We start from the raw sequence: 17217 nt of genomic DNA, 5'->3' as shown, positions 1-17217 counted from the left end.
GATTTTACGTTGAGGTGAATAAATGGTGGAAGAAGATTTGAAGTTTGAGGGAATATCACCGATGGGTGAAGAGTTATTACGTGCGTTTCGTCTTTTTCGTAAAGCAGATTGGCGTCAAAAGCCAGTAGCGGGATATAAACCAAGTGAAATTATGGCTTTGATCTGTATCGGTAACAAAGCAGATTCGGTCAGTTGCGGGATGCAAGTCTCTGAACTTAGTCGCCTGCTTCGGGTTACATCTCCAACCGTTACACAATTGATCAAAGGGATGGAAAACGATGGATTGGTTGAGCGCAATATGGATCAAAGCGATCGTCGTGCTGTTCGTGTCACATTGACTGATAAAGGTGCGGCTATCATGGAACAGTCATTAGCTGTATTCAAAACGTCATTTGAAGGTTTGGTCGATTATCTAGGAGAAGAAGATAGTCGCAAATTAACCGAATTATTGGGTCGCGTTTTTTCATATTTTCAAGAACGAGTGTTTGAACCTGCGGAGCCAGAACATAAAGGGGATGCAGAGTAATGACCAAACTGCTAGGACAGCTTCGACCGTATTACGGTGGAATCGGTCTGGTTCTGCTGTTGGTATTTTTGCAAACGATGTCAGAATTGTTCCTGCCTACATTAATGGCTGATATTGTAGATACAGGTATAGCGGCAGGGAATACAGCTTATATTGTGCGTATTGGCTTATATATGTTACTCTTTGCCGCAGGTGGAATGTTATGTTCCATCGCGGCTAGTTATTTTTCAGCCAAGATTGCGATCGGTTTTGGTCGTGATCTACGCAGTCGTGTATTTTCACATGTCGAAAATTTTTCGTTGCAAGAATTTGATCGTATCGGAACAGCTTCTTTAATTACGCGTACAACCAATGATATTACACAACTTCAACAAGTGCTAACGATGATGTTACGGATGATGGTAATGGCTCCGCTTATGATGCTTGGCGGTCTTATTATGGCGATCTCCAAAGATGCAGAGTTATCACTTATTTTCGTTGTTGTTATTCCATTGTTAGGATTTGCGATTTTTAGTATTGCTCGTAAAGGAATGCCACTATTCAAAGCATTGCAGAGCAAATTGGATCGCTTGAATATGGTCATGCGTGAAAATCTGACCGGGCTACGCGTAATTCGTGCATTTAATCGGGATACGTATGAAAGTAAACGGTTTGATGGAGCCAGTCGTGATCTAGCGGATACAGCAATTTCGGTTAATAAATTGATGGCGCTGATGATGCCTGTTATGATGCTGGTCTTGAACTTCTCGATTATTGCGATTATTGGATTCGGTAGCGTACGGATTAGTTATGGTGATATGCAAGTTGGTGATCTGATGGCATTTATTCAGTATGCGACTCAGATTCTATTCTCCTTCTTAATGTTATCTGTAATCTTCGTGATGGTGCCAAGAGCTTCGGCTTCTGCAACCCGTATTAATGAAGTCTTGCAAATGAAACCAGAGATTGAAGATCCTGAACAACCTGTGACTACAACACTTCAAGAGCGCCGTGGCAGTGTGATTTTTGATAATGTAACCTTCCGTTATCCAGGAGCAGAGCAACCTGCTTTGGAACAGATTTCGTTTCAAGCCAAAAGTGGTGAAGTGACTGCCATTATCGGTGGAACAGGATCAGGAAAATCGACACTGGTGAATCTGATCCCACGTTTTTACGATGTGGAAAGTGGGCAAATTCTGGTCGATGGTATTGATATTCGTGAACGTGATCAAGCGTCACTGCGTGCGAAAATCGGCTATGTACCGCAAAAAGCATTATTGTTTACAGGCACCATAGCAGAAAATATTCGGTACGGATATGAACAAGCTACCGATGAAGAAATGAAGCATGCGGCTACGATTGCGCAAGCCTCTGAATTTATTAGTGAAATGAAAGAAGGATACAATTCAGTGATTGCTCAAGGCGGTTCGAATGTATCGGGTGGACAAAAGCAGCGGTTGTCGATAGCTCGTGCATTGGTACGTAAGCCAGAATTGTATATTTTTGATGATAGCTTCTCAGCACTTGATTTCAAAACTGATTCTAGATTGCGTGCAGCACTCAAAGAAGAAACAACAGACGCTGCTGTTTTGATGATTGCTCAGCGTGTCAGTACAGTAATGGATGCTGATCAGATTATTGTGTTAGAAGATGGCAAAATTGTGGGTCGAGGCACCCATCGTGAATTGCTAGAAAGTAGCGAAGTCTATCGTGAGATTGTATCTTCGCAACTGTCGGAGGAGGAAATCGCATGAGTGAAGAAGAAAAACCGAAACCTCCACAACGACCTCAAGCGGGACAAATGGGCGGACCACCACGGATGTCTTTACCGGGCGAAAAGCCTAAAGACTTTAAAGGCACATTACGAAGATTGCTAGCTTACTTGAAGCCTTATCGTATGCAATTACTTGTTGTGCTAATTGCTGCGGTGCTCAGTACATTATTCAGTATTGTGGCTCCCCGTATTATGGGAATGGCGACAGATGAATTGTTTAACAGTGTCACCGGAGGAACTGCTATTAACTTTAGATATATTATTGATCTGCTAATGATTCTGGCAGGATTGTATCTATTTAGTTCGTTGTTTGCTTATTTTCAGCAATACTTTATGTCTGGTGTGGCTCAGAATACCGTTTATGAAATGCGGAAAGATGTGAAAAGCAAATTGTCCCGTCTACCGTTACGTTACTATGACAGGCAGTCTCATGGTGAAGTGCTGAGTCGGGTAACCAATGATGTGGACAATATTAGCAATACATTACAGCAAAGTCTGACCCAGTTGATTACATCGATCGTGACACTGGTGGGTGTAATCATTATGATGTTGACGATCAGCCCACTGTTGACACTAATTACGATCTTAACGATTCCACTGAGTCTACTTGTCACTATTGTGGTTGCTAAGCGTTCGCAAAAGCATTTTGCCGGACAACAAGCATCACTAGGTGATCTGAATGGACATGTGGAAGAAATGTATACCGGACACCGTGTTGTCAAAGCATTTGGACGGGAAAAGCAGTCTTTAGCCCAATTTGATGAGTTAAATGAAAAGCTGTATGAGTCGGGTTGGAAAGCGCAGTACATTTCCGGTACGATCATGCCATTGATGTCATTTATCAGTAATATTGGTTATGTGTTAATCTGTGTAATTGGCGGTATTATGGTCACTCGTGGAACAGTAGGGATTGGTGGCGTACAAGCCTTTATCCAGTATGCTCGTCAATTCTCGCAACCGATCACACAGCTTGCCAATATCTCTAATATTATTCAATCCACGATTGCTTCAGCAGAGCGTGTTTTTGAAATTATGGATGAACAGGAAGAAGAAGATCAAGCGACAGCTACGATTGCTCGTCCTGTACGTGGTCATGTCACGTTCGAACATGTAGCTTTTGGCTATAAAAAAGATGAATTATTAATTGAAGATATGAATATTGAGGTACGTGCCGGACAGACAGTTGCGATTGTAGGTCCGACTGGCGCAGGGAAAACGACATTGATCAATCTATTAATGCGTTTCTACGAACTCAATAACGGACAGATTACGATAGACGGTCAAAATATCCGTAAATTGTCACGTGCTGAACTACACAGCTTATTCGGAATGGTATTGCAAGACACCTGGTTGTTCGGTGGAAGTATTCGCGATAATATTGCGTACGGACGTGAAGATGCGACAGAAGAAGAAATTATACGAGCTTCTGAAGCGGCGCGTGCGGATCATTTTATCCGTACATTACCAGATGGCTATGATACTGTTCTGAACGAAGAAGCTTCTAATATTTCACAAGGTCAAAAGCAGTTATTAACGATTGCGCGTGCGATCTTAGCGGATCCTGCGATTCTGATTCTGGATGAAGCGACCAGTAGTGTCGATACCCGTACCGAAGTATTGATCCAACAAGCGATGAATACGTTGATGGAAGGGCGCACTAACTTTGTGATTGCTCACCGTTTATCGACGATTCGTGAAGCCGATCTGATTCTAGTGATGAATCACGGTAAAGTGATTGAGACAGGTACGCATTTGGAATTGTTAGAGCAAGAAGGATTTTATGCGGATCTGTATAATAGTCAGTTTACTGGACAGGTGAAGATAGCGAATTAACGTCATATCAAAAAGAAAATATAATAAAAAGCACGATCTTTATCCTTAGAAGAGGAAAAAGATCGTGCTTTTTTTATTGAAAGTATTCTATATAATATAAGAATTTTGAAAATAAATAAGACCAACACGAGGCAGCTCCTAGACCGAACTACAACACCAGTCTTATTCGGATTTTAACAAAGAAATGATAGGTTATCATCTCAGTTTTATCTGTAAAACATAAAAAGCCTCTTCGCCATATAGCGAAGAGGCTTTGCTAGCTGAATAAATAGCTATGGTCATTTTTTTAATACTACTCTAGCATAATTCACTAGAAATATTAATGAATATTTTTCTTCTCAAAGTTACCACCGATGACTTCAGACACATGCTCAATCGCAAGGAAAGCAGAAGGGTCGATATCTTGTACAATCGTCCGTAGCTTCGCAAGTTCGAGACGAGTCACGACGCAATAGATCATCTGGGTGTCTTCTTTGGAATAACCACCTTTAGCATACATAAAAGTAGTACTACGTCCAAGGCGATCCACAATCGCTTGCGAGATTTCTTCGTATTCTGAAGAAATGATCGTAACCGATTTGGATTCTTCTAGACCTTCTACAACAATATCCATCACTTTGGCTGCTATATAATACGTAAAGATTGAGAACATCGCTGAATCCCAGCCAAATACAAACCCGGCAACAGCAAAGATAAATACGTTGATAATCATAACGATTTGTCCTACAGGCATATGGAATCGTTTGGAAAGTAAAATCGCTACAATCTCTGTACCATCCAGTGATCCACCGAAGCGAATAACCAGACCAATTCCGAATCCAAGAATCACACCACCAAACATACTGGCTAGGATCTTATCATCTGTCAGTGCAGGTACATGATGCAAGTAAGCTGTCATCAACGACATGACTGTAATCCCGTATAATGTAGAAAAAGCAAACGTTTTACCGATCTGTTTATAACCGATAATCAGAAAGGGAACGTTGATAATAAAGATAAAGAGACCTAGCGGAATCGGAGTCACTTCCGATAAAATGATTGAAATACCTGTAATTCCTCCATCGATTACGCTGTTAGGAATAAGGAAAATTTCGAGGGCTACTGCCATCATTACAGCACCAGTTGTAATGAAAATGAATTTGGCGAGCAATTGGACGGGAGTTAATTTGCGGTGTTTTCTCGGCATACACAATCCTCTTTCTCAAATTATTAGGTAGGATTATTGATTAATTCCATAAGCGCTACACGTTATGGATATTCTTGCATAAACAAGCGAACCTATCGAACTATTCAACAATATCTAAAGAGCACAATCGTACTGAAAAAGATAAGCTACCTATATAAATAATATCATAAATTTCTTATCAATCCTAATAAAACGTAAAATTTAATCAATAAACCTCAAAAAAGGCAGAATTATTAAGCTTTTCGCATGTTCTCGTAGCCAAGCAAGAGAAATGTACGTATTTGTCTACTAATCGTTTAAAAATAGGGCAAAGAAGGGTATGAATAAGTATCTTATGCTCCAATCATGGGGGTACTTTTATGTATAATAAAGGGCTACTTATTTACAATGGAAACGCAGGTTCATTGACGACCGAATTACTAGGAACAGCTTTGGGCATTTTGTCATCACAATTACCTGAATTAAATGTACGGCGTACAGATCGACCCGGTGAAGCGAAGCAGTTATGTCATGAACTGGGTGAACAATACGATGTTGTCTATATTTTAGGTGGAGATGGAACAGTCCATGAATGTATTAATGGATTAGCACTATTAGAGCATCCTCCAGTGATCGGGGTATTGCCAGGCGGAACTTGCAATGATTTTTCACGAGCATTGTTAATGCCTCAGCAGATGGAAAGAGCCGCACAAGTACTCAATGAACGTCATACCCGTACGTTAGATATCGGAACGGTGAACGGGCAATATTTTACTAACTTTTACGGGATTGGATTAATTGCAGAGACTTCGCAAAATATTAATCCTGATCTCAAAGGTGCTTTGGGCAAAATTAGTTACTTTCTCAGTACATTACAGACGGTACGAACAGCCGAACCGTTTACCTTTCATTTGACTCATGATGAAGGAGAGATCGATGGGGAAGCGATTATGATCTATGTGGCAAATGGGCGCTTTTTGGGAACCAATCCATTACCTTTTCCAGCAAGTTCATTGGAAGATGGTCTATTAGACGTGCTGATTATCCGTGAGGCGGGATTGCCATTACTTCGTGAAATTGTCAGTCGCAAAACAGAAGAAATATGGAATCCGCAATATAGCAATATAGATTATATTCGAACCACCCGAGCGACGTTAACTACTGCTCAACCGATGCCTGCTGATATGGATGGTGAAATCTATCTGGAGACACCCGCAGAGCTAGGCGTATTATCCGGTAAATTAACATTTCTGATCGGAGAACCTGTATCCAATATAGAATAAATCGTTATACGATAGCCTCCAAAGCGTACAATTTTCTATAAAATATTGACGATAGACGGGATCAACACTGGCTGGTATTCTGTGGGGCATTATGATATGAATAGAGAGAACGTGAAATTCAAGCATCGTCAGTAAAAGATGCACTACAGGGGGAACAAGTAATCATGTCACAAGTTCAATCGGTTTATTTTAACCATGATGCTGGAGTCGATGATCTAGTATCTCTATTTATGTTATTGCAAATGGACAATGTAAAATTAACAGGTGTATCCGTCATTCCAGCCGATGGCTATTTGGAGCCAGGAGCAGCAGCGAGTCGTAAAATTATCGACCGTTTTGGCAAATATGCACCTGAAGTGGCTCGTTCTAATTCACGGGGTAAAAATCCATTTCCTGCGGCTTGGCGGATGCATACCTTTTATGTAGATGCATTACCGATCTTAAATGAATCGGGTACGATGGAAGCACCACTGGCTGAATTGCCGGCTCACCGTCATATGATTCAACAATTGCTACAGACGGAAGGTAAAACAACATTACTATTTACCGGCCCTCTTACCGATCTAGCGCGTGCTCTAGATGAAGCACCAGAGATCGAAGACAAAATTGAAAAATTAGTCTGGATGGGTGGCGGATTCGCACATGGCAATGTCGATGAACCTGAACATGATGGAAGTGCAGAATGGAATGTGTTCTGGGACCCGGAAGCGGCACACCGTGTATGGCAAAGTAATATTGTGATTGATCTTGTCGCTTTGGAAAGCACGATCAAAGTACCTTTAGACCTCAATATTCGCAAGCGTTGGTCAACCGATCGTCGTTATGAAGGTGTTGATTTCTTAGGCAACTGCTATGCTTGTTGTCCACCACTTGTACATATGGAGAACAATTCAACCTACTACTTCTGGGATGTACTGACTACGTTATCCATTGGTCGTCCAGATATTGTGCAGAAAAAAGTAGTGAATTGCGTAGTCATTCCAGATGGCCCATCACAAGGTAGAACGGTAGAACAAGCAGATGGTCGCCCGGTGAATTTTGTCTATGATACGAACCCGACTGCGTTTTTTGACTATATGATAGAACTTGCGAAGAAATCAGCACCTGCTCGTTATTAATACATCAGATAGCATACATTCCAAGCTGTATATGATCCGTCTGTCCAAACCTATATACTAGGTCAACTACAGGCGGATTTTTGACGATATCCCAAAAAGGTGTAGGATAGATAAGATATAGAATAATTACATTCATTTTCTAGACAAAATAGTAGAAATTGAAGCTCAATAAAACGGATGAATTGGAATATGCTTACACGTAATGTTCGCTTATAGAACAAAATTTATTTTAAATAGCCTAATTATGTTGCTCCATACTATTAATTTATGTATAATAACGAGGTCGGACGAACCAAACGTACGACATTTACCAGTGAAGGTGATAAGATGAATCTTCTGGATCATAATGAGTCCAAAAAGAAAATGGCACAGTTGTATAACGAAGTATCCAAAGAACTATTTGGTTACGGAACTACGTTGTTACGAGTTACGGTTGAAGATCATATTATTACTTTTCAAGCCAGACACCGACGTTCTCCGCGGTCGGCTGCTCTTGAAGGCGAAGATCCTGCACTCAAGCAGGAAGTCGATTTTCGTTTATCGACTGTCTATAAGCGCAAATTTCGTGAGAAGTTAGAACAAGAATTACAATTGAATATTGAAGCTATATTGCGCGATTATGATGCGTCTACCCAATGGGCTTTTACCAATGTGGTACTGGCAGAGAATCAATAACGCAAGCTGGTTTCAACTGACACGCCAACCTGACTGGCGGATTTCCTTTTTTGATCTATCTTAAAAGGTGACCGGATACAGATCAGTTTGTAACGGGTACCGCTTTGCTTTGTTTATCGAAGAAAAGTGTTCTTGTTCTTACAAGGATACTTTTCTTTTTTGTTTGTTTATAGGTAATTGTTGCAACATTGTTATTCAGAATCAACCATTTGAGAGGGGAAACCAAACAATGAGTAAAAAGTGGATGAGTGGATTGCTGGCATTAACATTAGCAGGTGTGGGGCTTGCAGGTTGTGGAACAACGATTGATCAGAACGGTAATGCAAGCACAGGTGGCAATGCAGACGGACAAAAGGAACTGGTTATCTCGACATGGGGCTTTTCCGAAGATTTTCTACAAGAATCGGTATTCCAACCATTTGAAAAAGAACACAATGTCAAAATCGTACTCGAAACAGGTAATAATGCAGAACGATTAAACAAAATTCGTCAAGGCAGTACGAATGTGGATCTCATCTACCTCTCTGATTATTATGCCCAACAAGCGATTGACGATAATTTACTAGAACCGATTGATCGTACCCAATTAACGAATTTAGATCAGATTTATGATATTGCCAAAGCACCCAATGGCGAAAAATATGGCCCTGCTTATACGGTAGCTCAGCTCGGTATCGCCTACAATCCAGCATTAGTGAGTGGTGAGGTAACTTCTTGGAGCGATCTATGGAAGTCAGAATTTGCTAATAACTTAACGATGCCAGCGATTACAGCAACCGCAGGCCCGATGATGATCGATGCCGCTTCACGTGTAGCAGGCAATAAAGAATTTAACGAAGATGCAGCATTTACTCAACTAAAACAATTAGACCCGAGTGTGGTCAAATACTATAGCCAAACCTCGGAATACGTCAATATGATCGGACAAGAAGAGATTGCCGGTGGCCCGATTATGGAAATGTATTTCAAAGATATTCAAGCCGCTGTACCGGGTGCGAAGTTCGTCACTCCATCCGAAGGGGCTTATGCCGTTATCAATACAGTGAACATCGTCAAAGGTAGCGATAACAAAGAACTGGCTGAAGAATTTATCGACTGGCAGTTGAGCAAAGACGTACAAGAGAAATCTGCCAAAGCCAAAGTTGATTCTCCTGTCAATAAAGATGTGGTACTGACAGATGAAGAAGCACAAGGAATTACGTATGGTGCAGATATTATAGAGAATCTACGTAAGTTAGATATGGAATTTGTAAATAAAAGTATGCCGGTATGGACAGATCGTTGGAACCGCGAAATCGGAGGTTAAGCTCCAATAAAGTACGATCTTTACAACCACATCTTAAAGATCAAAGGAGGATGTATTTTGAGTGCAGGGCAACGGAAAGTCATTATGGATGTCGACACAGGAATCGATGATGCGCTTGGAATCATGCTAGCTGTTGGTAGTGGAAGTTGTGACATTTTAGGGATTACGACGGTTAATGGGAATGTATCCATGCAGCAAGCGACGACGAATACATTCAAAATTCTACAGTTGATCGATCGTACGGATATTCCTGTTTTTGCAGGAGCAGATGCTCCTTTAGTTCGAGAGCCTAGATTCGAACATTCAGTTCATGGCAATGATGGGATTGGTGGCGCCTTAACGGAGATGCAAGTGGAGCAGCAGGTTCAACCTCAAGCGGCTCATGAATTTATGATTGAGCAAATTATGAGCCATCCCGGTGAGATCACGTTGATTCTTACAGCACCACTAACTAATGTAGCATTAGCGATTCAACAACAGCCGGAGATTGTCGCTAACGTCAAAGAAATCGTCATTATGGGTGGAGCCGTTAATGAATACGGTAATATCACACCAACAGCCGAATACAATATGTACGTCGATCCTGAAGCCGCCAAGCAAGTACTAAACGCAGGCTTTGCCAATCTAGTCCTTGTACCGTTAGATGTGACACGCAAAGTATTGCTAAACAACAACCATCTCGGTGCGCTCAATCGTACCGCTCAACCTGAAATCGCAGTGTATGTAGGTCAGAGCACATCCGCTTATATGGAGCGCTACGAACAACGCAATGGAGTCAAAGCATGCGCCATGCATGACCCGCTTGCAGTAGCCGCCGCTCTGTATCCCGATGTGATTAGCACCACGTTATATCACGTCGATATCGAAACCAACAGCGACTTATGCGATGGACAAACGGTATGCGATTTTCAAAATCGTTTGGGCAAACAACCCAACGTCCAAGTCGCTCTAACGGTCAACCATATCGCCTTTTTCAAAATCTTTTTGGAATCCCTTAGTAATCTCAAAGCAACCGAGCCTGTAGCAAGTGTAGAACTAGAACTGATCGAAAATGCAGAGCAGATTTCTTTAAAATAGCAGTGTGCTTAGAGTGGACTAATCATTTAACTTTTGATGTGGTTAGGGTATCCGCTTCAGAAAAGACTTTGTTCTTATACTCCGTACCATTGAAGATAGGGTGGATTTTCTAAAAGTAAAACCAATTGCTCTATCCCTAAGAACCACCTTAATTCTGCTCAGATAGGAGCGTATCCACCTATGAAAATCAATAAGATGTACTGGCTGCTCCTACCCGGGCTGCTGTTCCTTACCGTATTTATGCTGATTCCGATTATATTGACGATTGGCTCAACGTTTGTGCAAGAAGGCAAGCCTACCTTGGAAGGGTATCTGTACTTTTTCAAAGATGCGTATTTCAACCGGATTCTACTGACAACTCTACGAGTGAGTGTATTTACAACTGTGATCTGTATTGCTCTTGGTTATCCGGTCGCTTACTACATTTCTCGCTTGGGTACACGAAAAAAAGGGATTTTACTAGCTTTATCTATTTTTCCGTTGTTGACCAGCCCTGTTGTGCGCTCGTTTAGCTGGATGATTATTCTAGGACGTAAAGGTCTGGTGAATAATGCTCTGGTTGCTACTGGGATTGTCGATAAACCGATCGAAATTTTGTATACACCAACAGCGATGATTATCGGACTGGTGCATCTATTTTTACCATTGATCATTATTACACTTGTAGGTGTGATGGAAAATGTAGATAGTGAACTGATTCGTGCCGCAGAAAGTCTGGGCGCTTCTCGGTTTACAGCATTGCGTAAAGTATTATTTCCGCTCACGATTCCGGGTCTGATCATCGGAAGTGTACTTGTATTTGTCGGTAGTCTAACCGCGTATACCACTCCAGCCTTGCTTGGAGGCAAAGAACGGGTAATTTCTACATTCCTATATCAGAATGCAATGACATTAAATGATTGGTATCTAGCTTCAGTGATCGCTACGATTATGATTGTGATTACACTGGTTGTTGTAGGATTGATGAACAAAGTAGCTACGAAATTGAATCCGAAGGGGTGAGACGAAGATGAAAGAAAAACATTACGGACTGGCGATATTTAGCACGTTAGTTTTTATTTTTCTGCTAGGACCACTGGTGATCATCTCGGTCACCTCATTCGGACCGGGCACAGTATTGAAATTTCCACCGGATGGATTTTCACTCAAATGGTATCAAAATATATGGGCAGTCGATATGTTTCCGAAGACGTTTGTCACCTCTATTATTATTTCGTTATTGGGGAATTTACTTGCTCTGATTCTGGGTGTACCTGCGGCATACGCGCTAAGTCGATATCACTTTCGCGGACGTGATTTGCTCAATGCGATCTTTTTATCACCGGTGTTGATTCCCGGTATTGTACTTGGTTTTACGATGCTCAAATATGTACTGGTCATGTACCAATTGCCAATTTATGCAGGTCTCTTAGTCGGGCATACAGTCATTATGTTGCCGTTTATTATTCGAGTGATTGGTTCCAGTCTATCGAACTTTGATTTTTCAATCGAAGAAGCTGCAGTCAGTCTTGGTGCAGGGCGTTTACAAGCTTTTTTCAGAGTGGTATTACCGAATATTCGCTCAGGCATTATGGCGGCGGTATTGATCGCTTTTCTGGAGTCATTCAATAATGTCGATATCTCTGTATTTATGACAGGACCGGGAATTAGTACATTGCCGATCCAAATGTTGACGTATGTACAGAATTATTTTGATCCAACAATAGCTGCGATTTCGGTCGTATTGATGATATTGACCGGTCTATTGATGTTCGTGATTGAGCGCCTGATGGGTGGACTGGCTTACTTTACCAAACGATAAGGGGAGGCATACGACGATGACATTACTCAGCTTAGAACAGGTATCGGTGGCGTATGATAACCACCTGATTTTGGAGAATTTCGATCTCAAATTAGAAGAAGGTAAATTACTTTCATTACTCGGACCAAGCGGCTGTGGCAAAACAACCACATTGCGTCTGATTGCAGGCTTTTTGGAGGCAAAAGGTGGCAAATTTATGTTCGACGGGCGTGATTATACCCACCTACCTGTGAACAAACGCAATTTTGGATTTGTTTTTCAAAGTTATGCGTTATTTCCACATTTGTCGGTCTATGATAATGTAGCGTTCGGCTTACGTCTGCGCAAAATGAAAGAAGCGCAAGTGAAAGAAAAAGTATTACGTATGCTTGATATCGTTAGTCTGAATGGCTTTGAAAAGCGGTTCCCGCAAGAATTGTCTGGTGGACAACGGCAACGTGTAGCTATTGCCCGCGCACTGGTGATTGAACCGGATCTGCTACTATTTGATGAACCGTTAAGTAATCTGGATGCTAATCTCCGAGTGACGATGCGTGTTGAGATTCGTCGTTTACAGCAAGAATTAGGAATGACTGCGGTCTACGTATCTCATGATCAGGAAGAATGTTTTTCGATCTCCGACCAAGTAGCAATTATGAACGCTGGCAAAATCGAGCAATTAGGTGCTCCTACCGATATCTACCAGTATCCCAAAACCGAATATGTCGCTCGTTTTATCGGGTTTAATAACTTTTTGGTGTTTGATGGGACTCGTCAAGGAAATACAGGGCTAGAGTGGACGATTGGAGATTACGGATTTGATGTGCAATTACAAGCCGGTCAATCGACAGCGAACACGTACAAAGGCGCGATCCGTCCGGAAGATTTACGTATTATACCTTTAGGTCAACTGACGGATCTACAAAAGTCTCTGTCCAATCAAGTACCAGGAGCGGTCAAAGTCAGCACGTATCTAGGACGAAGTTATCAATTTGAAGTACAGACAGCGTTAGGCGCATTTACAGTTAATCAAGAAATGGATATCCCGATTGCACCGGGTCAACAGGTGATGATTACTTTTCCAGCGGATAAGATTGTGATGGTGGGACAATGAGTAGTGTAAATACATCTGCATCCTCTCCAATCGCTGTAGATCTGCTTATCACCAATGTTCAGGTTTACAATAGTTACTATAAAGAATTTCGTACAGGCGATGTAGCCGTTAAGGGAGACAAATTTCTATATATTGGTCAACAAAGCAGTGATCGTTTTGCCGCCGAGCAGATCATCGAAGGTCATAGACGATATATGATCCCCGGTCTAATCGATATCCATTTGCATATTGAAAGCTCGATGATCACACCAGCGACCTTTTCTCACGGCATTTTACGCCGCGGAGTTACAACGATCGTACCTGAACCGCATGAGATGGCTAATGTATTCGGGCTTGAAGGGGTCAAAGAAATGATTGCCGCCAGTCAAGATGTGACGTGCGATATGATGTATAGTATTCCTAGCTCTGTACCCGCCACACCGCTGGAAACAACAGGCGGTTCTATCGAGATTGCGGATATCGACGAGTTGATGCGTACGGAGTCGATTATCTGTCTGGGCGAAATTATGAACTATGTCGATGTGATACGTGATCCAGAATGTAAAACGAATCAAATTTTACGTCATATGAAGACGCATTATCCGCATCTTGTTATCGAAGGGCATACGCCCAAGTTACTTGATCTAGATCTCCATCAATTGATCACAGCAGGAATCGATTCTGATCATACCCACCAGAGTATTGAAGGAATGACAGAGCGTATAGCAGCAGGGATGTTTATTGAACTGCAAGAGAAATCAATGACACCGGAAATTATGGATTATATGATCCATCATGATGTTGCAGAACATTTCTGCTTTGTGACAGATGATGTGATGACCGATAGTCTAGCGTGGCGTGGACATCTCGATTATATCGTCCGTAAAGCGATTCAGATGGGAATGACACCTGAAGCAGCGGTCTATGCGGCCACTTTTACACCTGCAAGACGAATGAATATGAGTGATCGTGGAGCCATAGCACCCGGTAAATTAGCCGATTTTATTTTACTATCCGATATCGAGCAGTTCCAGATTGATGAAGTTTACAAAAAAGGATTGTGTGTGTATCAGCAGGATCAGCCGTATATACAGCCTTCTTCTCAACCACAATTCCCAGCCCACTTTTATCAGAGTGTGAAGTTAGAGCTACTGAACGAGCAACATTTTCAAGTTCCAGTTCATAACGAGGACGGTCTGTATGAATGTCGGGTAATGATGGTCAAAGACGGATCAACCTTTACCGAAGAACGTCTAACTGATGTGAGTGTGCGTAATCAGCAGTTGATGTGGGAACAGAGCGGGTATGGATTGATCGCTACGTTTGAACGGTATGGAAAAAATGGTAATCATGCGTATGGTCTGATCGGTGGAGATACGATTACACGTGGTGCGATAGCAACAACCTATTCACATGACAATCATAATCTGCTTGTCGTCGGTCGTAATCCACAAGATATGGCGATAGCAGCCAATGAAGTGATTAGTAAGCAGGGTGGATTCTGTGTTGTATTAGATGGAGAAATCATCGCTTCCCTACATTTACCTGTAGGTGGTATTTTAACAGAAGCCCCACTGGAAGAAACAGCTGTTGCTGTGGATCAACTGGTTACGGCTATGCGTGAATTAGGGTATAAGCATTATAATCCGATTATGTCGATTAGTACGCATTCGTTGCCCGTTAGCCCTGCACTCAAAATTACTGATTATGGTCTTATTGATGTTAATCATGGGAAAGTGGTTCCTTTATTAACAGGAGCTACTCGAAATAGTATGAATTCTTCCTATTAAGACTGCATCATCTTTTATGCTATCTCTACCTAAAATGATGAAAAGCATAATTATTCAAAATAGTCATACTAAAAAAGCCGTTGCTCCTCTACATAAAGGAAAACGGCTTTTTTAGATTCACCTACTTTTTTTGACGATATCCCAAAAACGTGTAGGATAGATTACATATAGCGAAAATAGAGCATAAGATGATAACTATTCAGGAGGTATCTGTATGAAAACACAAGCACAGTATATAGAACAATTACATTCGTTGTTGCAACGTACTTCTTTACTGAAAGAAGAGTATATCGATTATATTACGAATCCGTTTATGTCATCTTTTCGAGAAGACTTTGCTCCTTTTGTCGAACTGACTGCTACAGGATACCGACTACAGATGTATGAACGTGGACAAAATGTGTTTACCAAAATGATATATGATGAGGATGCGATGTTGTACTGGATATTAGCGTATACGATTGAACTGGTGACGCATATTCGCTTATTACGCAAATACAAAGTCGATAACAAAACCTCTTTTCTTACATATGATGAACAGCTAGTAGCAGAATGGCAACATGATCAGACGCAAATATTTGATGCGATTGGCGGCATATATGCACAATGGTGGCATGAGAAAGGTAAACGAGCAGATATAGAATCAATCTAGCATCATAAAGGTTACCCGATCATTTGATGGGCTTGATGCTTCATCTGTATTAATTGTTCCCGGATATGAACCACTGCACCGATAATAATCATCGCTGGATTACTCACATGAGCGGCAGTGGCTATTTGAGTGATATCCGCCAGTGTACCTGTAAATATGCGCTCGGCTTCGGTTGTTCCATTTTCGATAATAGCGACAGGGGTTGTAGAAGGTTTACCGCAAAAGATCAGTTCGCTACAGATTTCTTCCAACTGACTGACACCCATATAGATTGCCAGTGTATCCACGCTGTGAGCAAGTAGATCCCACCGCACAGGGGACGGAGATACCAGTGGAGCGGAAGAAAATATCGATTCTGTCGTAGTTGGCTCAATCGCTGGATTCGCCCGGCAGACTGTAATACAAGCAAATGATGTGGCTACACCACGATGAGTGAGCGGAATCGAAGCACTGGCGGCTGTTCCAATCGCTGATGTGATACCCGGTACAATCTCATAAGGAATATGATGTTCAGCTAGAAATAAAGCTTCTTCTGCACCCCGTCCAAAAACAAAGGGGTCGCCTCCTTTGAGTCGAACCACAGCATGACCTGCTGATGCATAAGAGAGTAGTGTACGATGAATAGTGGCTTGATTCATATGATGCAATCCAGGCGCTTTACCACAAAATAGCCTCTGTGCATCTGGACGGGCATAGGTTAACAACTCGTCATTCACCAGACGATCATACATAATCACATCGGCTTGCTGAATCCGCCGTAATGCTTTAACTGTAATCAATTCAGGATCACCTGGACCTGCCCCGATAATGCTTACTGTGCCATATGCTCTATTCATCTTCACCACTCCTTTGCTCAAAATGTGATATAGATCGCTCCACTATCAGGATCGACTTCTGTATTGTACGTGTGCACACAACCTTCATCAGGTTCTTGTACTTTGCCACTTCGTAGATCGATTTTCCAATCATGTAAAGGACAATGAATCGCTGTCCCGCAGACCATCCCTTCAGATAAACGTCCTTTTTTGTGAGGGCAGCTATTTTCAACGGCATGAATACTACCATCACTAAGGTGAAACAAAGCAATCTCGGTCTCACCTAGTTGGAAAGTACGTGATCCTTTTTTATCGATGTCTTGAATATGCCCTACATGTAATTTGGTCATC

At 41.8% G+C, this 17217-nt stretch carries 16 protein-coding genes; 13 read left to right on the top strand and 3 right to left on the bottom strand.

The genetic code is table 11. The annotated features are described in order from the left end of the window. Positions 1-25: 25 nt before the first annotated feature. From PO903_RS03745 to PO903_RS03735, 3 genes are read left to right on the top strand one after another with little or no spacing between them, the layout of a single operon-like run. Complete coding sequence (locus PO903_RS03745; protein ID WP_245703473.1) at positions 26-526, top strand: MarR family winged helix-turn-helix transcriptional regulator; 501 nt, start codon at positions 26-28, stop codon at positions 524-526. Then, positions 526-2259 carry an ABC transporter ATP-binding protein gene (locus tag PO903_RS03740; RefSeq protein WP_137223146.1) on the top strand — a complete coding sequence of 578 codons (1734 nt, stop codon included), beginning with the start codon at positions 526-528 and terminating at the stop codon, positions 2257-2259. Before PO903_RS03745 ends, PO903_RS03740 begins: the two co-directional genes overlap by 1 nt. After that, positions 2256-4112 (top strand): ABC transporter ATP-binding protein, encoded by a 1857-nt coding sequence (locus PO903_RS03735; protein ID WP_273592632.1) that lies wholly within the window; start codon positions 2256-2258, stop codon positions 4110-4112. Before PO903_RS03740 ends, PO903_RS03735 begins: the two co-directional genes overlap by 4 nt. A 319-nt stretch (positions 4113-4431) precedes the next feature. Here the strand turns inward: PO903_RS03735 and PO903_RS03730 are convergent, their stop codons facing one another. Continuing rightward, positions 4432-5298 carry a YitT family protein gene (locus PO903_RS03730; RefSeq protein ID WP_069327660.1) on the bottom strand — a complete coding sequence of 289 codons (867 nt, stop codon included), beginning with the start codon at positions 5296-5298 and terminating at the stop codon, positions 4432-4434. A 359-nt stretch (positions 5299-5657) separates the two neighbouring features. Between PO903_RS03730 and PO903_RS03725 the strand changes: the two genes are divergently transcribed. The 10 genes from PO903_RS03725 (at position 5658) to PO903_RS03680 (ending at position 16051) form a co-directional block, all read left to right on the top strand. Then, entirely contained in the window at positions 5658-6560 is a 903-nt protein-coding gene (locus PO903_RS03725) for a diacylglycerol/lipid kinase family protein (RefSeq protein WP_069327661.1), read from the top strand. A 164-nt stretch (positions 6561-6724) separates the two neighbouring features. Continuing rightward, a complete protein-coding gene (locus PO903_RS03720) occupies positions 6725-7678 on the top strand; it encodes a nucleoside hydrolase (protein WP_273592631.1) in 954 nt (317 codons plus the stop codon). A gap of 327 nt (positions 7679-8005) precedes the next feature. Continuing rightward, positions 8006-8353: a DUF2294 domain-containing protein gene (locus PO903_RS03715; RefSeq protein WP_137223262.1), complete on the top strand. Its 348-nt coding sequence runs from the start codon at positions 8006-8008 to the stop codon at positions 8351-8353. 229 nt (positions 8354-8582) lie between these two features. Next, a complete protein-coding gene (locus PO903_RS03710) occupies positions 8583-9659 on the top strand; it encodes an ABC transporter substrate-binding protein (RefSeq protein ID WP_273592630.1) in 1077 nt (358 codons plus the stop codon). Positions 9660-9743: 84 nt separating this feature from the next. After that, a complete protein-coding gene (locus tag PO903_RS03705; RefSeq protein WP_137223261.1) occupies positions 9744-10736 on the top strand; it encodes a nucleoside hydrolase in 993 nt (330 codons plus the stop codon). Between the two features lie 180 nt (positions 10737-10916). Then, complete coding sequence (locus tag PO903_RS03700) at positions 10917-11738, top strand: ABC transporter permease (RefSeq protein WP_069327666.1); 822 nt, start codon at positions 10917-10919, stop codon at positions 11736-11738. Between the two features lie 7 nt (positions 11739-11745). Then, positions 11746-12537, top strand: coding sequence for an ABC transporter permease (locus tag PO903_RS03695; RefSeq protein ID WP_069327667.1), 792 nt, complete (start codon positions 11746-11748; stop codon positions 12535-12537). A 16-nt stretch (positions 12538-12553) separates the two neighbouring features. Beyond that, positions 12554-13630 carry an ABC transporter ATP-binding protein gene (locus PO903_RS03690; RefSeq protein ID WP_273592629.1) on the top strand — a complete coding sequence of 359 codons (1077 nt, stop codon included), beginning with the start codon at positions 12554-12556 and terminating at the stop codon, positions 13628-13630. After that, entirely contained in the window at positions 13627-15399 is a 1773-nt protein-coding gene (locus PO903_RS03685) for an adenine deaminase (RefSeq protein ID WP_502921660.1), read from the top strand. Before PO903_RS03690 ends, PO903_RS03685 begins: the two co-directional genes overlap by 4 nt. 214 nt (positions 15400-15613) lie before the next feature. Further along, positions 15614-16051, top strand: a complete 438-nt coding sequence (locus PO903_RS03680) for an Imm63 family immunity protein (protein WP_069327669.1) — start codon at positions 15614-15616, stop codon at positions 16049-16051. A gap of 11 nt (positions 16052-16062) precedes the next feature. On the opposite strand, the gene cobA is transcribed toward PO903_RS03680, so the two are convergent. Together cobA and nirD are read right to left on the bottom strand one after the other, a co-directional pair. Next, a complete protein-coding gene (gene cobA / locus PO903_RS03675; RefSeq protein ID WP_273592628.1) occupies positions 16063-16887 on the bottom strand; it encodes a uroporphyrinogen-III C-methyltransferase in 825 nt (274 codons plus the stop codon). 17 nt (positions 16888-16904) lie between these two features. Then, complete coding sequence (gene nirD / locus PO903_RS03670; protein WP_069327780.1) at positions 16905-17216, bottom strand: nitrite reductase small subunit NirD; 312 nt, start codon at positions 17214-17216, stop codon at positions 16905-16907. Position 17217 lies beyond the last annotated feature (1 nt).

It is taken from the genome of Paenibacillus sp. PK4536 (genome assembly GCF_028594455.2).
Lineage (GTDB): Bacteria > Bacillota > Bacilli > Paenibacillales > Paenibacillaceae > Saccharibacillus > Saccharibacillus nuruki.
The sequence above is the reverse complement of the archived record's forward strand: the minus strand, read 5'-3'. Positions and strand labels throughout refer to the sequence as shown.

Bases quoted from the DNA above. Each gene is read 5' to 3' on its own strand.
- PO903_RS03740 (WP_137223146.1), top strand. From the start codon at position 526: ATGACCAAACTGCTAGGACAGCTTCGACCGTATTACGGTGGAATCGGT.
- PO903_RS03735 (WP_273592632.1), top strand. From the start codon at position 2,256: ATGAGTGAAGAAGAAAAACCGAAACCTCCACAACGACCTCAAGCGGGA.
- PO903_RS03730 (WP_069327660.1), bottom strand. From the start codon at position 5,298: ATGCCGAGAAAACACCGCAAATTAACTCCCGTCCAATTGCTCGCCAAA.
- PO903_RS03725 (WP_069327661.1), top strand. From the start codon at position 5,658: ATGTATAATAAAGGGCTACTTATTTACAATGGAAACGCAGGTTCATTG.
- PO903_RS03720 (WP_273592631.1), top strand. From the start codon at position 6,725: ATGTCACAAGTTCAATCGGTTTATTTTAACCATGATGCTGGAGTCGAT.
- PO903_RS03715 (WP_137223262.1), top strand. From the start codon at position 8,006: ATGAATCTTCTGGATCATAATGAGTCCAAAAAGAAAATGGCACAGTTG.
- PO903_RS03710 (WP_273592630.1), top strand. From the start codon at position 8,583: ATGAGTAAAAAGTGGATGAGTGGATTGCTGGCATTAACATTAGCAGGT.
- PO903_RS03705 (WP_137223261.1), top strand. From the start codon at position 9,744: ATGGATGTCGACACAGGAATCGATGATGCGCTTGGAATCATGCTAGCT.
- PO903_RS03700 (WP_069327666.1), top strand. From the start codon at position 10,917: ATGAAAATCAATAAGATGTACTGGCTGCTCCTACCCGGGCTGCTGTTC.
- PO903_RS03695 (WP_069327667.1), top strand. From the start codon at position 11,746: ATGAAAGAAAAACATTACGGACTGGCGATATTTAGCACGTTAGTTTTT.
- PO903_RS03690 (WP_273592629.1), top strand. From the start codon at position 12,554: ATGACATTACTCAGCTTAGAACAGGTATCGGTGGCGTATGATAACCAC.
- PO903_RS03685 (WP_502921660.1), top strand. From the start codon at position 13,627: ATGAGTAGTGTAAATACATCTGCATCCTCTCCAATCGCTGTAGATCTG.
- PO903_RS03680 (WP_069327669.1), top strand. From the start codon at position 15,614: ATGAAAACACAAGCACAGTATATAGAACAATTACATTCGTTGTTGCAA.
- cobA (WP_273592628.1), bottom strand. From the start codon at position 16,887: ATGAATAGAGCATATGGCACAGTAAGCATTATCGGGGCAGGTCCAGGT.
- nirD (WP_069327780.1), bottom strand. From the start codon at position 17,216: ATGACCAAATTACATGTAGGGCATATTCAAGACATCGATAAAAAAGGA.